The organism is Pseudomonas sp. P5_B2 (genome assembly GCF_056400445.1).
This window is the reverse complement of record NZ_JBFULH010000604.1, coordinates 1-2,409: the sequence shown is the minus strand read 5'-3', so window position 1 is coordinate 2,409 and position 2,409 is coordinate 1. Positions and strand designations below refer to the sequence as shown.

2 protein-coding genes are annotated in these 2,409 nt (G+C 55.4%); both read left to right on the top strand.

Annotated features, from left to right (window positions below; all coding sequences use genetic code 11):
* Window positions 1-1,127, top strand: a 1,127-nt coding sequence (locus AC1DRJ_RS24570; RefSeq protein WP_477804444.1) for a c-type cytochrome, incomplete at its 5' end; no start/stop codon positions are given.
* Between the two features lie 49 nt (window positions 1,128-1,176).
* A partial coding sequence (locus AC1DRJ_RS24565) for a cbb3-type cytochrome c oxidase subunit I (RefSeq protein ID WP_477804445.1) occupies window positions 1,177-2,409 on the top strand: 1,233 nt, incomplete at its 3' end.

Below are 2,409 nucleotides of genomic sequence, written 5' to 3'. Positions count from 1 at the left end.
AACTTGAAGTGGTCGCTCAGCAGTGGCAGTGGGCCTTTCGTTTTCCCGGCCAGGACGGGAAGCTGGGCAAATCGGATATCAAGTTTGTTGATGCCACCAATCCCTTCGGCCTTGACCCCAAGGATCCCGTCGGGCAAGACGATGTGCTTATACGAAACAATGAAGTTCGCCTTCCGCTCGATAAGCCAGTGAAAGTATTACTGCGCTCCAAGGATGTATTGCACAATTTCTATGTGCCGCAAATTCGCAGCAAGATGGACATGGTGCCGGGGATGGTGTCGTACTTTTGGTTTACGCCGACCAAAGCAGGGAAATATGAAATCCTTTGCGCTGAGTTTTGTGGTGTAGGTCATTACAACATGCGCGGCCACATGATCATGGAAGAGCAAAGCGCCTTCGATCAATGGCTGAACAGCCAACCGACTTTTGCTCAGACATTAACGGCAGCCGCCAAACCCAGCCGGGACAGCGTGCTGGAAAAAGGTCGCCTGCTGGTCGAAAAATACGGCTGCGGTGCCTGCCATAGCCAGGATGGCAATTCCAGTCTCGGCCCGGGATGGAAGGGGTTGTATGGCCGCACTGAACAACTTGCCGATGGCACCAGTGTGCGCGTCGATGAGGCCTACCTGAAAGAGTCGATCCTCGATCCGAAGGCCCGACTGGTACAGGGCTACCCGCCGGTCATGGTGGCCTATACTCTCAATGACGATGAACTGGGCGCCCTCGTCGCCCTGATCAAATCGCTGGGTGCTGCCGGGCAAGGCAATGAACCTTCTGCCAGCGACGCGTCCGGCCCAGGTGACGACCTGGCGACGCAGGGGCAGCGGCTGGCCGGTTCGCTCGGCTGTCTGGCCTGCCACAGTGTCGATGGCAGCAAGGGTGTCGGCCCCAGCTGGCAGGGTCTGTATGGCAAGACAGAAACCCTGGCCGACGGTACGAGCGTCAAGGTCGATGAAGTTTATATAAAGGATTCAGTTCTTGATCCCGGCGCCAAAATCGTCAAAGGCTATGCAGCCGTGATGCCGGCCCTTGCTCCGAGTGATCAGGAGTTGAATGCACTGATCGCTTTCATCAAATCCAAAGCGAATGCCGACGCCGATACGAGCAAGGCGGAGCCAGGGAAGTAGCCGTAAAGCAGCCAGGAATGCACCGAACCTTCGACAGGAGGATTACGTGATGGCTTATGCGGAGCAAGCTGAAACAGAAACACTGCACGAACCCAAAAGCTTCCTGACCAAATATATCTGGAGTCAGGACCACAAGGTCATCGCCATTCAATATTCATTGACGGCTATATTCGTGGGCGTAATCGCCGTGGTGTTGTCCGGCTTGATGCGCATACAGATTGGCTTCCCCGGCAGCCTGGCGTTCATGGACGCCAGTACTTACTATCAGGCAATGACCATGCACGGCATGATCATGGTCATTTACTTGCTGACGGCCTTGTTTCTGGGTGGCTTCGGTAACTATCTGATCCCGCTCATGRTGGGCGCCCGCGACATGGTCTTCCCCTATGTCAACATGCTGAGTTACTGGTTCTACCTGCTGGCGGTAGTGGTATTGCTCTCCAGTTTCTTTGTCCCGGGCGGCCCCACCGGTTCTGGCTGGACGCTCTATCCGCCACAGTCCATTTCTCAGGGGACACCAGGGGTCGAGTGGGGCATCGTCATGATGCTTGTCTCACTGGCGATTTTTATTGTCGCAGCCACCATGGGCGGCTTGAACTATGTCACCACAGTGTTGCAGGCGCGTACGCACGGCATGACATTGTTTCGCATGCCGCTCTCCGTATGGGGAATCTTCATGGCCTCGATTATGGCCTTGCTGGCTTTCCCGGCGTTGTTTGTCAGTGCGGTCATGATGCTGTTCGACAAGCTGTTGGGCACCAGCTTCTTTATGCCGGCGATGATCTCGCTGGGGCAGCAGGTCGATCATCAGGGTGGCAGCCCGATATTATTCCAGCACCTGTTCTGGTTCTTCGGCCACCCGGAGGTCTACATCGTTGCTCTCCCTGCGTTTGGTCTGGTCTCCGACTTGATCAGCACGCATGCGCGTAAAAATATCTTCGGTTACCGAATGATGGTGTGGGCCATTATTGCGATTGGCGTACTCAGCTTTGTGGTCTGGGCACACCATATGTATGTCAGCGGAATGAACCCGTATTTTGGCTTTTTCTTCGCCGTCACCACCTTGATCATCGCGGTGCCGACCGCGCTGAAAGTCTACAACTGGGTGCTGACCCTGTGGCGGGGCGACATCCATCTGACCGTGCCGATGCTGTTTGCCCTGGCCTTTATTGTCACCTTCCTGGTGGGCGGTCTGACCGGGTTGTTTCTCGGCAATGTGATCGTGGATATTCCCCTCTCGGACACCTATTTCGTCGTAGCCCATTTTCATATGGTCATGGGG